Source organism: Streptomyces sp. R35, assembly GCF_041053035.1.
In the GTDB taxonomy this organism is placed as follows: domain Bacteria; phylum Actinomycetota; class Actinomycetes; order Streptomycetales; family Streptomycetaceae; genus Streptomyces; species Streptomyces lutosisoli.
On the sequence record NZ_CP163440.1, the window covers coordinates 4,098,482 to 4,115,896 of the forward strand.

Annotated in this window: 12 protein-coding genes and 1 pseudogene; 10 read left to right on the plus strand and 3 right to left on the minus strand. The window is 69.7% G+C overall.

Annotated features, from left to right (window positions below):
• Positions 1 to 19 precede the first annotated feature (19 nt).
• Positions 20 to 2,449 carry an MMPL family transporter gene (locus AB5J50_RS18765; protein WP_369259509.1) on the minus strand — a complete coding sequence of 810 codons (2,430 nt, stop codon included), beginning with the start codon at positions 2,447 to 2,449 and terminating at the stop codon, positions 20 to 22.
• A gap of 167 nt (positions 2,450 to 2,616) precedes the next feature.
• Here AB5J50_RS18765 and AB5J50_RS18770 point away from each other — a divergent pair, with 167 nt between their 5' ends.
• The 5 genes and pseudogenes from AB5J50_RS18770 (at position 2,617) to AB5J50_RS18790 (ending at position 6,863) form a co-directional block, all read left to right on the plus strand.
• The gene (locus tag AB5J50_RS18770; RefSeq protein WP_327428860.1) at positions 2,617 to 3,303 is read left to right on the plus strand and encodes a TetR family transcriptional regulator; all 687 of its coding nucleotides are present in this window, start codon (positions 2,617 to 2,619) and stop codon (positions 3,301 to 3,303) included.
• A 129-nt stretch (positions 3,304 to 3,432) separates the two neighbouring features.
• Positions 3,433 to 3,678, plus strand: a pseudogene (locus tag AB5J50_RS18775) (PrsW family intramembrane metalloprotease); the annotation flags it as partial.
• Between the two features lie 290 nt (positions 3,679 to 3,968).
• A complete protein-coding gene (locus AB5J50_RS18780) occupies positions 3,969 to 4,226 on the plus strand; it encodes a hypothetical protein (protein WP_369259511.1) in 258 nt (85 codons plus the stop codon).
• 51 nt (positions 4,227 to 4,277) lie between these two features.
• Complete coding sequence (locus AB5J50_RS18785; protein ID WP_327428862.1) at positions 4,278 to 4,517, plus strand: heavy-metal-associated domain-containing protein; 240 nt, start codon at positions 4,278 to 4,280, stop codon at positions 4,515 to 4,517.
• A gap of 66 nt (positions 4,518 to 4,583) precedes the next feature.
• A complete protein-coding gene (locus tag AB5J50_RS18790; RefSeq protein WP_369259514.1) occupies positions 4,584 to 6,863 on the plus strand; it encodes a heavy metal translocating P-type ATPase in 2,280 nt (759 codons plus the stop codon).
• 539 nt (positions 6,864 to 7,402) lie between these two features.
• Here AB5J50_RS18790 and AB5J50_RS18795 read toward each other — a convergent pair.
• Together AB5J50_RS18795 and AB5J50_RS18800 are read right to left on the minus strand one after the other, a co-directional pair.
• Positions 7,403 to 8,692: a citrate synthase gene (locus tag AB5J50_RS18795; protein WP_369259516.1), complete on the minus strand. Its 1,290-nt coding sequence runs from the start codon at positions 8,690 to 8,692 to the stop codon at positions 7,403 to 7,405.
• A 230-nt stretch (positions 8,693 to 8,922) separates the two neighbouring features.
• Positions 8,923 to 11,169 carry an ATP-dependent RecD-like DNA helicase gene (locus tag AB5J50_RS18800; RefSeq protein WP_369259518.1) on the minus strand — a complete coding sequence of 749 codons (2,247 nt, stop codon included), beginning with the start codon at positions 11,167 to 11,169 and terminating at the stop codon, positions 8,923 to 8,925.
• Between the two features lie 142 nt (positions 11,170 to 11,311).
• Here AB5J50_RS18800 and AB5J50_RS18805 point away from each other — a divergent pair, with 142 nt between their 5' ends.
• The 5 genes from AB5J50_RS18805 (at position 11,312) to rbsD (ending at position 17,231) form a co-directional block, all read left to right on the plus strand.
• Positions 11,312 to 12,346: a LacI family DNA-binding transcriptional regulator gene (locus AB5J50_RS18805; protein WP_369259520.1), complete on the plus strand. Its 1,035-nt coding sequence runs from the start codon at positions 11,312 to 11,314 to the stop codon at positions 12,344 to 12,346.
• Positions 12,343 to 13,884 (plus strand): sugar ABC transporter ATP-binding protein, encoded by a 1,542-nt coding sequence (locus AB5J50_RS18810; RefSeq protein ID WP_369259522.1) that lies wholly within the window; start codon positions 12,343 to 12,345, stop codon positions 13,882 to 13,884. Before AB5J50_RS18805 ends, AB5J50_RS18810 begins: the two co-directional genes overlap by 4 nt.
• Positions 13,874 to 15,823 (plus strand): substrate-binding domain-containing protein, encoded by a 1,950-nt coding sequence (locus AB5J50_RS18815; protein ID WP_369259524.1) that lies wholly within the window; start codon positions 13,874 to 13,876, stop codon positions 15,821 to 15,823. Before AB5J50_RS18810 ends, AB5J50_RS18815 begins: the two co-directional genes overlap by 11 nt.
• Before the next feature lie 119 nt (positions 15,824 to 15,942).
• Positions 15,943 to 16,863 carry a ribokinase gene (locus tag AB5J50_RS18820; RefSeq protein WP_369259526.1) on the plus strand — a complete coding sequence of 307 codons (921 nt, stop codon included), beginning with the start codon at positions 15,943 to 15,945 and terminating at the stop codon, positions 16,861 to 16,863.
• Positions 16,842 to 17,231 carry a D-ribose pyranase gene (rbsD, locus tag AB5J50_RS18825; RefSeq protein ID WP_369259528.1) on the plus strand — a complete coding sequence of 130 codons (390 nt, stop codon included), beginning with the start codon at positions 16,842 to 16,844 and terminating at the stop codon, positions 17,229 to 17,231. The genes AB5J50_RS18820 and rbsD overlap by 22 nt, the downstream gene beginning before the upstream one ends.
• Positions 17,232 to 17,415 lie beyond the last annotated feature (184 nt).

The following is a 17,415-nucleotide window of genomic DNA, read 5'->3' on the forward strand; positions in this document are numbered from 1 at the left end:
ATCACTTTCCGAGTGAACGCTAGCCGCGCGCCTCTACCTTGTCCCGGTCCCGATCACCCTTCTCCTTGCCCCGAGCGCCTTCCTCCTTGCCCCGAGAGCCCCGCTCACCTTCTTCTTCCGATCCTTCATCCAAGTCTCCTTCCGATCGTTCTTCCGAGTCCGAGGCGGCAGCCGTCGGCCCCTCCCCCTCGCTGAGCCCGAACCGGTCGTGGAATCGGCGCAGCGGTGCCGGCGCCCACCAGGTGGCGCGGCCCGTGAGGCGCATGACCGCCGGGACCAGCAGGCTGCGGACGACCATCGCGTCCATCAGCACGGCGAGCGCGATGCCCAGGCCGAGCATCTTGGTGTTGGTCACGCGCGAGGTGCCGATCGCGACCATGACCACCGCGAGGATGACCGCGGCCGCGGTGATCAACCCGCCGGTGCGCTGGAGGCCGAAGCGGACCGCCTCCCGGTGGTCGCCGGTGTGGTCGTACTCCTCTTTTATCCGGGAGAGGAGGAAGACGCCGTAGTCCATGGAGAGGCCGAACGCGACGCAGAACATCAGGACCGGGAGGGTCGTCTCGATCGAGCCCGGGCTGGTGAAGCTGAGCAGGCCGGAGAGATGGCCGTCCTGGAAGACCCAGACCACCGCGCCGAACATCGCCGTCAGGCTGAGCGCGTTGAGCAGGACCGCCTGGATCGGGATCAGCACGCTGCCGGTCAGCAGGAACACCAGGAGCAGAGTGACGATCGCGATGAAGGCCGCCGCCCAGGGGAGCCGGTCGGCTATCGCGTGCTTGGAGTCGACCAGGACGGCTGCCGTGCCCGTCACCGATGTGTCGAACGGGGCGTCCGTCGCGCGGAGTTCGCCCACCAGGTGCTGGGCCCGTTCGTCGACGGCCTCACCCTTGGGCAGGACCGTGAAGTACGCCGAGTCGCCCTTCACCAGCGGCCCGTCCACCCGCAGTACCTCGGGCAGCGCGGCGATGCGGTCCTTGTACCGCGCGTACTGGGTCGCGGTCGCCCGCCCCTCGGCGAGCACCTCCAGGCCGCCGCCGGGGCTGCCCGGGAAGCCGTCCCGTATGTGCTGCTGCACCACATGGGACTCGGCGCCGGAGGGCAGCTGGCGGTCGTCCGCTGTGCCGAACTTGACGCCGAGGAAGGGCAGTCCGAGGACGATCAGGCCGACCGTGGTGGCCACCGCGAAGATCGGTGCCCTGCGCATGACGAGGTCGGCCATGCGTCCCCAGAGGCCCCCTTCTCCGACCGCCCCCGCCTCGCCGTCATCGGTCGTGCGTGGCTTGCCGCGCCTGAACAGGCGCCGCAGATCGAGGGAGTTCACCCGGTTCCCGAGCAGCACCAGTGCCGCCGGGAGCAGGATCAGCGCGGCGGCCGCGGCCAGCAGCACCACGGCGATGCCCGCGTACGCGAAGGAGCGCAGGAAGTACTGCGGGAAGAGCAGCATCGCGGCCAGTGACACGGCGACCGTGAGGGAGGAGAAGAGGACCGTGCGCCCGGCGGTGCGCAGGGTGGTACCGACGGCGGTCAACGGCTCGGCGCCCGTGGCGAGTTCCTCGCGGAACCTGCGGACGATGAACAGGGCGTAGTCGATGGCGAGGCCGAGCCCCAGGGCCGTGGTGAGGTTCATCGCGAAGACCGAGACGTCGGTGAACTCGGTGAGGCCGCGCAGCACCGCGTTCGTTCCCAGGATCGCGATGATGCCCACCCCGAGCGGCAGCAGGGCCGCGACCGCGCTGCCGAAGACCATCACCAGCAGGACGAGCGTCACCGGCAGGGCGATCAGCTCGGCCCGGGTCAGGTCCTCACGGATGGTGTTCTGCATCTCGTGCCGCACGGCGACGGGGCCGCCGACCTTGATCTGGACCGATCCGTGCTTGCCCCGGTAGGAGGGCGCGAGGCGGTCCAGGGTGTCACTGGCGGTCTTCTCGTCGCCCGTGATCCGCGCGGCGATCAGCGCCTCGTGCCCGTCCTTCGCCTTCAGTGCCGGTGAGCCGGACTGCCAGTACGAACCGACGCCGGTGACGCCCCGCTCGGTGGCGAGCCGCGCCGTGAGCCGATTCGCCTCGGCGGCGACCGCCGGATCGTCGACCGAGGCGCTCCCGGAGTCGAGGAGGAGCAGCAGATTGGGCTGCGAGGCGGGGAACTCCCGCTCCAGGGCCTTGGTCGCGTACGTGGACTCGGCGTCCGGGGCCTCCCAGCCGCCGCTGCCCAGCCGGTCGGCGACCCCGCTGCCGGCGACCACGGCGAGCGCGGTGAGCAGCAGCGCGATGAGCAGGGAAAGCCGTGGCCTCGCGGTGACGAAACGGGTCCAGCCGCCCACACGCGAGCCACTCACCGGCGGTTGATCCACCTGCGGCCCGGCGCCCGAACCGCTCGCGCGACCCTCGCCCCCGCCCTCGCCCCCACCCCGGCCAGGGCTGTCGCCTGCGCTGCTGTCTTCGGTCATCGTGCGGTGTCCCCTTCACCGTGACCCTGCGTCCCGTAGGTCCGTTCAGGCAGCATGGGTCGACTATTGCCATAGAATTGGCAAACACGAGAGATCGCTCGCGTTTCACCAGAATGCGAGCGAGCACTCGCGTTTGTCAATCTCGTTCGGAAAGCTGGGGACAACTCGTGCCGGAGACGCCCGAGAAGCAGCAGACCGCCGACGAACGGCCCGTCCGCCGGCAGGCCCGCGGCGAGCGCCGTATCGCCCAACTGCTGGAGGCCGCCGCCTCCGTCTTCTGCGCGACCGGCTACACCTCCGCGAGCACCAACGCCATCGCCCGCGAGGCAGGCGTCTCGCCGGGCACGCTGTACCAGTTCTTCCCGAACAAGGAGGCCATCGCGATCGAGCTGGGCGACCGGCTCATGCACGAGATGCGCGCGACGTACGGCGAGGCACTCGCGCCGGTCGACCCCGCGACTCCGCTGGAGGAGGCCGTCGGCGCCGCCGTCGACCGCTTCATCGCCTTCAACTGCGACCACCCCGTGTTCTTCGCGCTGATGCACGGTCCGGACATCCCGGGCCGGATCACCGAGGAGCACGACGCCCTGCACGCGACCCTGGTCGCCCGGATCGAGGTGCTGCTCTCCTCCTTCCTGCCCGACGCGCCGGCCGCCGACATCACCCGCACCGCGCATGTCTGCCTGGGCATGTACAAGGCAGGCCTGGAGCTGGTCCTCGCCCATGAAGGAGCCGAGCGCGAGGCGTACGTCCGGGAGTTGAAGAACGTGCTGTTCCGCTATCTGGAGCCGCTGATCAACGGCCGGACGGTCACCCCGGCGGACGCCACTGCGCCCCCGGCAGCCGGCGGCTGACTCCGTACGCCGGCAGTGGGGCGAGCACCCTGATGGACATGATCAGAATGGGCGCCCCGGACTGCGACATAGCCGGCATTCACCATAGGGTTCGGACAAATTGACCTGTCCGAACCCGAGAGATGAGCCGTGACCCAGAATCAGCCGCCCGGTGCACCCCGGGCCCGCATTCCCGGACCCCAGCAGCCCCCGCAGTCGTACCCCCGGATCCGCGCCGGACTGTGGAGGCGCCGCCTGGGCATCGGGCTCGCGCTCTGGGCGCTGACCGCGCTCGTCACGTACGCGACGAAGAACACCACGCTGCTGCCGACCCTGATCCTGCTCGGCAGCTTCCTGGTCCCCGTCACCTTCGCCCTCTGGGCGTACGAGCGGCACAGGCCGGGACCTCGGCGCGTGGCCGCGTTCAACTACTTCCTGGCAGGCGGTGCACTCGGTGCCCCCGATGGGAGTACTACCTGCTCCACCGTTCCTGGACAACGGGCAGAAACGAGTCCCGACCCGTAGGCACACCCCGAACGGTCTTGGGCGCACTGGTCCACCGCTTTCGCATCCCGAGCGGCGACGCACATCGCGCATGCGGTCCGTCCCGGACGGGCGGTATCCCTTACCTACACACGCCTCGCCGGACAAGCCCACACTCAGCCCGCCGTTCGCACGATCGTGCGATGTTCGCCCGTGCGACTTGCGCGCGACACCTTACGGACTCGACGCACGGCATCGCGCTCCGGCTGGTGGCGCGGCTGACCAGTACGGGGCTCGACAGGACGCTCTTCGGGCAGGGCTATATGCCGCGGCCCACCGACGAGCAGGAACATCTCTTCACGCTGTTCCCGGTCGGCGGCATGGTGCTCGTCTCGCCCGCCGGGATCGCCTGGGTGCGCTCGCCGGCACGCCGTGACCCTACTTGGAGAAATACCCCCTAGGGGTATAGTCTGGGTCTCCCAAGCCCCACACGCCTCGATGAGGAGTACGCCATGAGCGCGCAGACCGACACCCCGGGATCCGTCACGACCGTCTACCAGGTCAGCGGGATGAGCTGCGGGCACTGTGAAGGCTCCGTCTCCGGCGAGATCTCCGGCATCGCCGGCGTCAGCTCGGTGAAGGCCGTGGCCTCCACCGGCGAGGTCACCGTCGTCTCCGCCGCGCCGCTCGACGAGGCCGCCGTGCGCGCCGCGGTCGACGAGGCGGGCTTCGAGCTCGTCGACAAGGCCTGAGCAGTCAGCTCCTTTGCAGCACCTCCTCCGCACCGGGCCGTGCCGACCAGCTGATACTGGCTCCGCATGGCCCGGTCCTCTCCCTGGAGTACGGACGTGACCAGCACCCTCGCCGACACATCCATAGGCACGACCTCGGAAGTCGAACTCACGATCGGCGGAATGACCTGCGCCTCCTGCGCGGCCCGCGTCGAGAAGAAGCTCAACCGCATGGACGGCGTCACCGCCACGGTCAACTACGCGACGGAGAAGGCGAAGGTCTCCTACCCCGCGGGGGTACAGGTCGCCGATCTGATCGCCACCGTGGTGAAGACGGGATACACGGCCGAGGAGCCCCCGCCGCCCGAACCGATCGAGGACGCGGCCGAGGACGCGGCCGAGGAGCTCGACCCAGAACTCGTCTCCCTGCGCGAACGCCTCACCGTCTCCGCCCTCCTCGCCCTCCCCGTCGTCCTGCTGTCGATGGTCCCGGCCCTCCAGTTCGACAACTGGCAGTGGCTCTCGCTGACGCTCGCCGCGCCCGTCGTCGTCTGGGGCGGACTGCCCTTCCACCGGGCGGCGTTCACCAACGCACGGCACGGCGCGGCCACCATGGACACGCTGGTCTCGGTCGGCACGCTCGCCGCGTTCGGCTGGTCCCTGTGGGCGCTGTTCTTCGGGGACGCCGGGATGCCGGGCATGCGGCACGGCTTCGACCTCACCGTCTCGCGCACGGACGGGGCCTCGACTGTCTATCTCGAAGTCGCCGCCGGTGTCGTCGCGTTCATCCTGCTCGGCCGCTATCTGGAGGCCCGCTCCAAGCGGCGCGCGGGGGCGGCGCTGCGGGCGCTGATGGAGCTGGGCGCGAAGGACGTGGCCGTGCTCCGCGACGGCCGTGAGGTCCGTGTCCCCGTTGCGCAGCTCGCGGCCGGCGACCGTTTCGTCGTACGGCCCGGCGAGAAGATCGCCACCGACGGGACGGTGGTGGAGGGATACTCCGCCGTCGACGCCTCCATGCTGACGGGCGAGTCGGTGCCGGTGGACGTGACCGTCGGCGACGCGGTGACCGGCGCGACCGTGAACGCCGGGGGCCGGCTCGTTGTCGAGGCCACCCGGGTCGGCGCCGACACCCAACTCGCGCGGATGGCGCGGCTCGTCGAGGACGCACAGAACGGCAAGGCGGAGGTGCAGCGGCTCGCCGACCGGATCTCCGGGATCTTCGTGCCGGTGGTGCTGCTGCTCGCGCTCGGCACGTTCGGGGTCTGGCTCGCGGTCACGGGCGACACGGTCGCCGCCTTCACCGCGGCCGTCGCGGTACTGATCATCGCCTGCCCGTGCGCGCTGGGCCTGGCCACGCCGACCGCCCTGATGGTCGGCACGGGACGCGGCGCCCAGCTCGGCATCCTCATCAAGGGACCCGAGGTCCTGGAGTCCACGCGCCGCGTCGACACCGTCGTCCTGGACAAGACCGGGACGGTGACGACAGGACGAATGAAACTTCAAGAGGTGTACGTCGTCGACGGCGCCGCCGAGAAGGACGTCCTGCGGCTCGCCGGCGCCCTGGAACACGCCTCGGAGCATCCCATTGCCCAGGCCGTCGCGGCGGGCGCTCAGGAGCGCGCTGGGGCGTTTCCGGTGGTGGAGGACTTCGCGAACGTGCCGGGGCGTGGCGTCCGCGGGCGCGTGGACGGTCATGACGTCACGGTGGGCCGGTTCCTGGAGGTGCTCCCGGAGGGGCTGGCCCGCGCCAAGGCCGCGGCCGAGACGGAAGGGCGTACGGCCGTCGTGGTCGCCCGGGACGGCGCGGCACTCGGTGTCCTGACCGTCGCCGACGCGATCAAGGAGACCAGCGCGGAGGCCGTGCGCGCGCTGCGCGCCCTGGGGCTCACGCCGGTTCTGCTCACCGGCGACAACCGGGCGGTCGCACAGGCCGTGGCGCGTACCGTCGGCATCGACCCCGCGGACGTGATCGCGGAGGTGCTGCCCGAGGACAAGGTCGACGTGATCAAGCGGCTGCAGGGCGAGGGCCGCACCGTCGCCATGGTCGGCGACGGGGTCAACGACGCGGCGGCGCTGGCCACCGCCGACCTGGGCCTGGCGATGGGTACGGGCACGGACGCGGCGATCGAGGCGAGCGACCTGACGCTGGTGCGCGGGGATCTGCGGGTGGCGGCGGACGCGATCCGGCTGTCGCGGCGGACCCTCTCCACGATCAAGGGAAACCTGGTCTGGGCCTTCGGATACAACGTGGCGGCGCTGCCGCTGGCCGCGGCCGGTCTGCTGAACCCGATGATCGCGGGGGCCGCGATGGCCTTCTCGTCGGTGTTCGTGGTGACGAACAGCCTTCGGCTCAGGGCATTCTCATGACGTCGGGGTAAGAGTCCCCCTAGAGTCCAACGACAGCCTCACATAAGCTCTTCACAAGGCTCGCGCATCTTCCTTACGCTTGGGTCCCGATTGTCGTATCGGGGCTCTTGCGTATCTTCAGGACATTTGCAAGAGACGCAGATCACAGTGATGTGAACGTAACCACCGAAGGGGTTCGTGAGTCTAAGTTGGCGGTGTCAGAAGCGTCTTGGGGGGCGTGACTGACATCTGGGGATGTCTTGGGGGACGTTCCCGGAAATTGCGTTGCCGGGGCACGTACACCGGGGAGCTTTGAGCGGCCCTCCCGTCGTGCGCGTCCCGGCAGACCGCACCGCAGGACAGCGAGTTTTGCTCGTTTAGCTCGCAGCACGTCGCAGCGATTCAGGCGCTGCCCACCGACGCCCGGCCGGATCCCGTGGGGGGAATCCGCACCGGGACAAGGAAAGCGCCCTGACTGCCAGCCCGTGGGGGGACTGGTAGCAGGGCGCTTTCCGTTTTTCTGCTTCTGTACGGAGCTCAGCGAGCCCCTCGTACGAGGCTCAGCGACCCTCGACCGGGACGAAGTCGCGCTCGACGACGCCCGTGTAGATCTGGCGCGGGCGGCCGATGCGGGAGCCGGGCTCCTTGATCATCTCGTGCCACTGGGCGATCCAGCCCGGGAGGCGGCCGAGGGCGAAGAGGACCGTGAACATCTCGGTCGGGAAGCCCATAGCGCGGTAGATCAGGCCGGTGTAGAAGTCCACGTTCGGGTAGAGGCTGCGCGAGACGAAGTAGTCGTCGGAGAGCGCGTGCTCCTCCAGCTTGAGCGCGATGTCCAGCAGCTCGTCGGACTTGCCGAGCGCCGAGAGGACGTCGTGCGCGGCCGCCTTGATGATCTTCGCGCGGGGGTCGAAGTTCTTGTAGACGCGGTGGCCGAAGCCCATCAGACGGACGCCGTCCTCCTTGTTCTTCACCTTGCGGATGAAGGAGTCGACGTCGCCGCCGGAGGCCTGGATGCCCTCCAGCATCTCCAGCACGGACTGGTTGGCGCCACCGTGCAGCGGGCCCCACAGGGCGGAGATGCCGGCGGAGATCGAGGCGAACATGTTCGCCTGCGAGGAGCCGACCAGACGCACGGTGGAGGTCGAACAGTTCTGCTCGTGGTCCGCGTGCAGGATCAGCAGCTTCTCGAGCGCGGCGACGACGACCGGGTCGAGGTCGTACTCCTGAGCGGGGACCGAGAAGGTCATGCGCAGGAAGTTCTCGACGTACCCGAGGTCGTTGCGCGGGTAGACGAAGGGGTGACCGATCGACTTCTTGTAGGCGTACGCAGCGATCGTCGGAAGCTTGGCGAGAAGGCGGATCGTCGAGAGGTGACGCTGCTTCTCGTCGAACGGGTTGTGGCTGTCCTGGTAGAACGTCGACAGGGCACTGACCACCGACGACAGCATCGCCATCGGGTGGGCGTCGCGCGGGAAGCCCTGGAAGAAGCGCTTGACGTCCTCGTGCAGCAGGGTGTGCTGCGTGATCTCGTTCCTGAAGGTGGACAGCTCGTCCACGTTCGGCAGCTCGCCGTTGATCAGCAGAGAGGCCACCTCAAGGAAGGTGGAGCGCTCGGCCAGCTGCTCGATCGGGTAGCCGCGGTACCGGAGGATGCCCTGCTCACCGTCGAGGTAGGTGATCGCGGATTTATAGGCGGCGGTGTTGCCGTACCCGCTGTCCAGAGTCACCAGCCCGGTCTGGGCGCGGAGCTTCCCGATGTCGAAGCCCTTGTCGCCGACGGTGCTGTCGATCACCGGGTAGGTGTACTCGCCGTCGCCGAACCGCAGTACTACAGAGTTGTCGCTCACGTCATCCCTCACCGACGTTGTGCCTCTTCTTCGAGGTGCCCTGACTGTCTCTACCATCCCCCATTTGGCCCTGGAGAGTGCACTCGGGGTCGACCATTGGGCCTATTGGCGGCACTCAGTGCCGCCAACCTGCTCATCCTGCCCCGTTCGTCCCGCATCTGGAAGTGCTCTGTGACCTTCGTGACTCATTTGATCGATCATTTTTTGTGATGCCTCGCCGATGCGTCAGGTCACGAGCCCGAGAGGCGGAAGTCGAGTGCCGTGCAACGCCGTCCGGCCGACACCGTGCGCACCGCCTGGCCTATCGCCTTGCGTGAACCGACGAGCACGACCAGCTTCTTGGCGCGGGTCACCGCCGTGTACAGCAGGTTCCGCTGAAGCATCATCCAGGCTCCGGTGGTGACCGGGATCACCACGGCCGGGTATTCGCTGCCCTGGGAGCGGTGGATGGTCACGGCGTACGCGTGGGCCAGTTCGTCCAGTTCGTCGAATTCGTACGGAACCTCCTCGTCCTCGTCCGTCAGCACCGTCAGGCGCTGTTCGACCGGATCGAGCGAGGTGACAACGCCCACGGTGCCGTTGAAGACACCGTTCTTGCCCTTCTCGTAATTGTTGCGAATCTGGGTGACCTTGTCGCCGACACGGAAGACCCGGCCGCCGAAGCGCTTCTCGGCGAGGTCCGGACGGCCGGGCGTGATCGCCTGCTGGAGCAGGCCGTTGAGGTTGCCGGCGCCGGCGGGGCCCCGGTGCATGGGCGCGAGCACCTGTACGTCCCGGCGCGGGTCGAGCCCGAACTTGGCCGGAATCCGCCGGGCCGCCACATCCACCGTGAGCCGTCCCGCCTCCTCGGTGTCGTCCTCGACGAAAAGGAAGAAGTCCTTCATGCCGTCGGTGACGGGGTGCTGCCCGGAGTTGATCCGGTGCGCGTTCGTCACCACCCCGGACTGCTGGGCCTGGCGGAAGACCTGGGTCAGACGGACGCAGGGGATGGGGCCGCCGTCCGCGAGCAGGTCCCGGAGCACCTCGCCGGCGCCCACGCTGGGGAGTTGGTCGACGTCTCCCACGAACAGCAGATGGGCGCCCGGAGCGACCGCCTTGACCAGCTTGTTGGCGAGCAGGAGGTCGAGCATGGAGGCCTCGTCCACGACCACCAGGTCGGCGTCCAGCGGCCGGTCCTTGTCGTACGCCGCGTCGCCGCCCGGCTTGAGCTCCAGGAGCCGGTGCACGGTGGAGGCCTCGGCGCCGGTCAGCTCGGCGAGGCGCTTGGCGGCGCGGCCCGTGGGGGCGGCCAGGACGACCTTCGCCCGCTTCGCGCGCGCCAGCTCCACGATCGAGCGGACCGTGAACGACTTGCCGCAGCCCGGGCCTCCGGTGAGGACGGCGACCTTCTTGGTGAGCGCGAGCCTGACGGCCTCCTCCTGGCCGGGCGCCAACTCCGCGCCCGTACGCCCCTTCAGCCAGGTCAGCGCCTTGTCCCAGGCCACGTCGTGGAAGCCGGGCATCCGGTCCTGGTCGGTGCGCAGGAGGCGCAGGAGCTGGGCGGAGAGGGAGAGTTCGGCGCGGTGGAAGGGGACCAGGTAGACGGCGGTCACCGGGTCGCCGCCGTCGGCGCTCGGCACCTTCTCGCGTACGACACCGGGGTCCTCGCCGTCCTCCCCCGGCGCCGCCAGCTCGGCGAGGCACTCGATGACCAGGCCCGTGTCCACCTGGAGCAGCTTGACCGCGTCGGCGATCAGCCGCTCCTCGGGGAGGTAGCAGTGACCCTGGTCGGTGGACTGCGAAAGGGCGTACTGAAGGCCTGCCTTCACGCGCTCCGGGCTGTCGTGCGGGATGCCGACGGACTGGGCGATCTTGTCGGCGGTGAGGAAGCCGATGCCCCAGACGTCGGCCGCGAGGCGGTAGGGCTGGTTCTTGACGACGGAGATCGACGCGTCGCCGTACTTCTTGTAGATGCGGACCGCGATGGAGGTGGACACCTCGACGGTCTGGAGGAAGAGCATGACCTCCTTGATCGCCTTCTGCTCCTCCCAGGCGTCGGCGATCTTCTTGGTGCGCTTGGGGCCGAGGCCCGGAACCTCGATGAGCCGCTTCGGCTCCTCCTCGATGATCTGGAGGGTGTCGATGCCGAAGTGCTGGGTGATGCGGTCGGCGAAGACCGGGCCGATGCCCTTGACCAGGCCGGAGCCGAGATAGCGGCGGATGCCCTGGACGGTGGCGGGGAGCACCGTCGTGTAGTTCTCCACCGTGAACTGCTTGCCGTACTGCGGGTGGGAGCCCCAGCGGCCCTCCATGCGGAGCGACTCGCCGACCTGGGCGCCGAGCAGTGAGCCCACGACGGTGAGCAGGTCGGCGGCGCCTTTGCCGGTGTCTACCCGGGCGACCGTGTACCCGTTCTCCTCGTTGGCGTACGTGATGCGCTCCAGTACGCCCTCGACCACCGCCAGATGTACCGGTCGGCTCCCCGCCTGATTGGACATGATCCGACGCTACCGCCCGCCGCTGACAGCGCGCGGACGCTGTGGACAACTTCATCACGATCCGGTTTCGAGGGCTTGTCAACGGCCGTGTAATCGATTCCAATCCTCCATGTAATCGATTCCACGAGGAGGTGGAGCGGCGATGGCGAGCATCAAGGACGTTGCCGCGGAGGCCGGCGTATCCGTCGCCACGGTCTCGCGCGTCCTGAACGATCATCCGTCGGTCAGCGAAGACGCACGCACCCGCGTGCTGGCCGCCGTACAGACCCTGGGCTACCGCCCGAACGCCGTCGCCCGCTCCCTGCGCACCGACCAGACCCGCACCCTCGGCCTGGTCATCAGCGACGTACTCAACCCGTACTTCACCGAGCTGGCCCGCTCCGTCGAGGAGGAGGCCCGCGCCCTCGGCTACAGCGTCATCATCGGCAACGCCGACGAGCGGCCCGACCTCCAGGACCACCACGTACGGACCCTGCTGGACCGGCGCATCGACGGCCTCCTCGTCTCCCCCACCGACGGCGGCTCCCCCGGAATGCTGGACGCCGCGCGCGCGGGGACGCCGATGGTCTTCGTGGACCGCTGGATCCCGGGCGTGGACGTGCCCGTCGTGCGGGCGGACGGGCGTGCGGCCGTACGGGATCTCGTCGCCCATCTGCACGGTCTGGGGCATCGCAGGCTCGCGATCATCGCGGGCCCGGCGGCGACCACCACCGGCAGCGAGCGCGTCGAGGCCTTCCGGGAAGCCCTGGCCGAGTACGGGATTCCCCTCCCGGACGTCTACATAGGCCAGGGCGACTTCCAGGCCGAGAGCGGACGGCGGGTCACCGAGGGGTTCCTCGACCTGCCCGAGCCGCCCGAGGTCGTCTTCGCCGCCGACAACCTGATGGCGCTCGGCGCGCTGGACGCCATCCGCGCGCGCGGGTTGCGGGTCCCCGAGGACATCTCGCTCGCCGCCTTCGACGACATCCCGTGGTTCGTGCACACCGATCCGCCGATCACGGCGATCGCCCAGCCGACGGGCGAGCTGGGCAGGGCCGCCGTACGCGCCCTGATCGACCGTATCGAGGGGCGGCCCCCGCGGTCCGTCACCCTCCCCGCCCATCTCGTCGTACGCCGCTCGTGCGGCGAGCCGGCCACCGTCCCGCACTCCCCCGTAACGAACAGGAGTAAGTCGTGAGCAACCAGGACGAGTTGCTGCGCATCGAAGGCATACGCAAGGCCTTCCCCGGCGTGGTCGCGCTCGACGGCGTCGACTTCGGTCTGCGCCGGGGCGAGGTGCATGTGCTGCTCGGTGAGAACGGCGCGGGCAAGAGCACCCTCATCAAGATGCTCTCCGGCGCCTACCGCCCCGACGCGGGGCGGATCCTGGTCGGCGGCGAGGAGGTGCGCATCCATGGCGCACAGGACTCCGAGCGCCTCGGGATCGCCACCATCTACCAGGAGTTCAATCTCGTTCCCGATCTGACGGTCGCCGAGAACATCTTCCTGGGCCGGCAGCCGCGCCGCTTCGGGATGATCGACCGCAAGACGATGGAGGCCGAGGCCGCCGAACTGCTCGAACGCGTCGGGGTGAACGTGTCCCCACGCGCGCGGGTGCGTGAACTCGGTATCGCACGCCTCCAGATGGTCGAGATCGCGAAGGCCCTGAGCCTGAACGCACGCGTCCTGATCATGGACGAGCCGACCGCGGTGCTCACCTCCGAAGAGGTCGAAAAACTCTTCACCATCGTGCGCCAGCTGCGCGAGGACGGTGTCGGCATCGTCTTCATCACCCACCACCTGGAGGAAATTGCCGCCCTGGGGGACCGCGTCACGGTCATCCGCGACGGCAAGAGCGTCGGGCAGGTCCCGGCCTCCGCCTCCGAGGACGAACTCGTACGCCTCATGGTGGGCCGGTCCATCGAGCAGCAGTATCCGCGCGAGCGTGCCCACGGTGACGACGGCTCCGGGTCCGCGCTGCTGACCGTCGAGGGGCTGACCCGTGACGGGGTCTTCCACGACGTCAGCTTCGAGGTGCGGGCCGGTGAGGTCGTCGGCATCGCCGGGCTCGTGGGGGCCGGACGTACGGAGGTGGTCCGGGCCGTCTTCGGCGCCGACCCGTACGACAAGGGCGCCGTGAAGGTGGCCGGTGCCGAGCTGCGCCGCCATGACGTGAACGCCGCGATGGAGGCCGGTATCGGGCTCGTCCCCGAGGACCGCAAGGGCCAGGGGCTCGTGCTCGACGCGTCCGTCGAGGAGAACCTCGGCCTGGTCACCCTGCGGGCGGCGACCCGTGGCGGACTCGTCGACCTCAAGGGCCAGCGGGAGTCCGCCGCGCGGATCGCCGGGCAGCTCGGCGTCCGGATGGCGGGCCTCGGCCAGCACGTCCGCACCCTGTCCGGCGGCAACCAGCAGAAGGTCGTCATCGGCAAGTGGCTGCTCGCCGACACCAAGGTGCTGATCCTCGACGAGCCGACCCGTGGCATCGACGTCGGCGCCAAGGTCGAGATCTACCAGCTCGTCAACGAGCTGACGGCCGCCGGTGCCGCCGTCCTGATGATCTCCAGCGATCTGCCCGAGGTGCTCGGCATGAGCGACCGGGTGCTGGTGATGGCGCAGGGCCGGATCGCCGGCGAACTGTCCGCGGCCGAGGCCACCCAGGACTCCGTGATGGCACTCGCCGTCAGCACACCAACCCATGCAACTACCGCTGTGGAGGGCTCCCGTGGCCACTGACACGCTCAAGAGCACGACGGGCGCGAGTGGCGCCTCGGCGGTCCGCCGCCTCCTGCTCGACAACGGGGCGCTCACCGCGCTCATCGCCCTCGTCATCGCGATGTCGGCGCTGTCCGGCGACTTCCTGACGACGGACAACCTGCTCAACATCGGCGTCCAGGCGGCCGTCACCGCCATCCTCGCCTTCGGCGTCACCTTCGTGATCGTCTCGGCCGGCATCGACCTGTCGGTCGGCTCGGTCGCCGCGCTGTCGGCCACCGTCCTCGCCTGGATGGCGACTTCGGAGGGCGTCCCCGTCTGGATCGCGGTGCTCCTCGCGGTCGCCACCGGCATAGCGTGCGGCCTGGTCAACGGTGTGCTGATCTCCTACGGGAAGCTGCCGCCGTTCATCGCGACCCTCGCCATGCTCTCGGTGGGCCGCGGTCTCTCCCTGGTCATCTCGCAGGGCAGCCCGATCGCCTTCCCCGGCTCGGTCTCGCACCTGGGTGACACGCTGGGCGGCTGGCTTCCGGTGCCGGTCCTCGTGATGGTCGTCATGGGCCTGATCACCGCCGTGATCCTGGGCCGTACGTACATCGGCCGCTCCATGTACGCGATCGGCGGCAACGAGGAGGCCGCGCGCCTCTCCGGCCTGCGGGTGAAGAAGCAGAAGCTCGCGATCTACGCCCTCTCCGGTCTCTTCGCGGCCGCCGCGGGCATCGTCCTCGCCTCCCGGCTCTCCTCCGCGCAGCCGCAGGCCGCGCAGGGCTACGAGCTCGACGCGATCGCCGCGGTCGTCATCGGCGGCGCCTCGCTGGCGGGCGGCACGGGCAAGGCGTCCGGGACGCTGATCGGCGCGCTGATCCTGGCGGTGCTGCGCAACGGGCTGAACCTCCTGTCCGTGTCGGCGTTCTGGCAGCAGGTCGTCATCGGTGTCGTGATCGCGCTGGCGGTGCTGCTCGACACGGTGCGGCGCAAGGCCGGGGCGGCTCCGGTGGCTGTCGGCACTTCAGGCGGCGGCAAGGGCAAGCAGGCGGCCACGTACGTGATCGCCGCCGTGGTCGCGACCGCGCTCGTGGGCGCGATGTCCTTCCTGCACACCAGCTCGTCCGCGGCGACCACGCCGAAGCTGGGCCTGTCCCTCTCCACGCTGAACAACCCCTTCTTCGTACAGATCAAGGCGGGTGCGCAGGAGGAGGCCAAGAAGCTCGGCGCGGACCTGACCGTCACGGACGCGCAGAACGACGCCTCGCAGCAGGCCAACCAGTTGCAGAACTTCACCAGTTCCGGCATCGGTTCGATCATCGTCAACCCGGTGGACTCGGACGCGGCGGGCCCGGCGGTCCGCGCGGCCAACAAGGCCGACATCCCCGTCGTCGGCGTCGACCGGGGCGTGAACAAGGCGGACACGGCCGCGCTCGTCGCCTCCGACAACATCGCGGGCGGCAAGCTGGGCGCCAAGGCGATGGCCGAGAAGCTGGGCGGCAAGGGCAAGATCGTGATCCTTCAGGGTCTGGCCGGTACGTCCGCGAGCCGTGAGCGTGGCGCGGGCTTCGCCGAGGGTCTGAAGGCCTACCCCGGCATCGAGGTCGTCGCCCAGCAGCCGGCCGACTTCGACCGCACCAAGGGCCTCGACGTCATGACGAACCTGCTCCAGGCCCACCCCGACATCCAGGGCGTCTTCGCCGAGAACGACGAGATGGCGCTCGGCGCGATCAAGGCGCTCGGCTCCAAGGCGGGCACGTCGGTCTCCGTCATCGGCTTCGACGGCACCCCCGACGGTCTGACGGCGGTCAAGGCGGGCACGCTGTACGCGTCCGTCGCCCAGCAGCCCAAGCAGCTCGGCCGGATCGCGGTGGAGAACGCGCTGAAGGCCGCCGAGGGCAAGAAGGTCGAGAAGACGGTGATGGTGCCGGTGAAGGTGGTCACCAAGGAGAACGTGGCCGGGTTCGGCGGCTGACCCGGCCGGCAGCCGGACACGCACGCAGGCGGCCGGGCGGCCGGGCGGTCACACCGACCGCCCGGCCGTCTCGACCCACGTACGGGCCGCCTCAACTCACCTATACAGGGAGACAGTTCATGTACGACTACGACCTTCTGGTCGTGGGATCGGCCAACGCCGACCTGGTGATCGGGGTCGAGCGCAGGCCCGCGGCCGGTGAGACGGTGCTCGGCTCCGACCTCGCCGTCCACCCCGGCGGCAAGGGCGCCAACCAGGCGGTCGCCGCCGCCCGCCTCGGGGCCCGTACGGCCCTGCTGGCCCGGGTCGGCGACGACGCGCACGGCCGGCTGCTGCTCGACTCGCAGCGGGCGGCCGGTGTCGACACCGTGGGCGTACTGATCGGCGGGGCGCCCACCGGGGTCGCGCTGATCACGGTGGACCCGTCCGGGGACAACAGCATCGTGGTCTCGCCGGGGGCGAACGGCCGGCTCACGCCCGAGGACGTACGGGCCGCCGGAAGCCTCTTCCAGGCCTCCCGGGTGGTCTCGGCACAGCTGGAGATCCCGCTGGAGACGGTCGTGGAGACCGTACGGAACCTCGCCGCCGACGGCCGCTTCGTACTGAACCCCTCGCCGCCGCGCCCGCTGCCGCGCGAGGTGCTGGCCGCCTGCGATCCGCTGATCGTCAACGAGCACGAGGCGCGGGTGATCGTCGGTACGGCTCTCGGGGACTCCCCCCAGGACTGGGCGACCGCCCTGCTGGCCCTCGGTCCGCGTTCGGTGGTCATCACGCTGGGCGCGGGCGGCGCGCTGGTGGCCGAGCGGGCGGGCGCGCGGGTCCGGGTGCCGTCGGTGGAGGTCGAGGCCGTGGACACGACCGGCGCGGGCGACGCCTTCACCGCCGCGCTGGCCTGGCGGCTGGGGCTCGGGGAGCCGCTCGCCGAGGCCGCCGGTTACGCGGCCCGGGTCGGCGCCGCCGCCGTGACGCGCCCCGGTGCGCAGGAGTCGTTCCCCACGGCCGAGGAGGTGGCCTCCCTGTGCGGAAGTCCGGAATCCTGAACCGTCATCTCGCGGGCGCGCTCGCCGAGTTGGGCCATGGGCACGAGGTCCTGGTGTGCGACGCGGGGATGCCGATACCGGTGGGCCCACGGGTGGTGGACCTGGCGTTCCGGGCCGGGGTGCCGTCGTTCGCGGAGGTGCTGGACGGGCTGCTGGACGAGCTGGTGATCGAGGGCGCGACCGCCGCGCACGAGGTCCGCGCGGCGAATCCGGCGGCGACAGCGCTGCTGGAGGCCCACTTCCCCGCGCTCGAACTGGTCCCGCACGAGAAGCTGAAGTCCCTGTCGGCGGGCGCCCGGCTCGTCGTACGCACCGGTGAGGCACGACCGTACGCGAATGTGCTGCTGCGCTGCGGGGTGTTCTTCTAGCCGGAAAAACTTCGAGGGGCCCGATGCGTCGACCGGGCCCCTCGGCTTTCCCCTCCGTATCAGAACCCCCGCGATCCCCCCAGATCCCCCTCCAGAAGTCCTGATGCCAAGTACGACCCGCGAGGTACGGGAAGGGTTGCACGGTCTCTTCAAGTTTTTTCGGCGTGCCGACAAACCGGGGCAG

Excerpts from the sequence above, each read along its gene's own strand:
- AB5J50_RS18765 (WP_369259509.1), bottom strand. The coding sequence starts at position 2,449 with ATGACCGAAGACAGCAGCGCAGGCGACAGCCCTGGCCGGGGTGGGGGC.
- AB5J50_RS18780 (WP_369259511.1), top strand. The coding sequence starts at position 3,969 with ATGTTCGCCCGTGCGACTTGCGCGCGACACCTTACGGACTCGACGCAC.
- AB5J50_RS18820 (WP_369259526.1), top strand. The coding sequence starts at position 15,943 with ATGTACGACTACGACCTTCTGGTCGTGGGATCGGCCAACGCCGACCTG.
- AB5J50_RS18790 (WP_369259514.1), top strand. The coding sequence starts at position 4,584 with ATGGCCCGGTCCTCTCCCTGGAGTACGGACGTGACCAGCACCCTCGCC.
- AB5J50_RS18785 (WP_327428862.1), top strand. The coding sequence starts at position 4,278 with ATGAGCGCGCAGACCGACACCCCGGGATCCGTCACGACCGTCTACCAG.
- AB5J50_RS18805 (WP_369259520.1), top strand. The coding sequence starts at position 11,312 with ATGGCGAGCATCAAGGACGTTGCCGCGGAGGCCGGCGTATCCGTCGCC.
- AB5J50_RS18800 (WP_369259518.1), bottom strand. The coding sequence starts at position 11,169 with ATGTCCAATCAGGCGGGGAGCCGACCGGTACATCTGGCGGTGGTCGAG.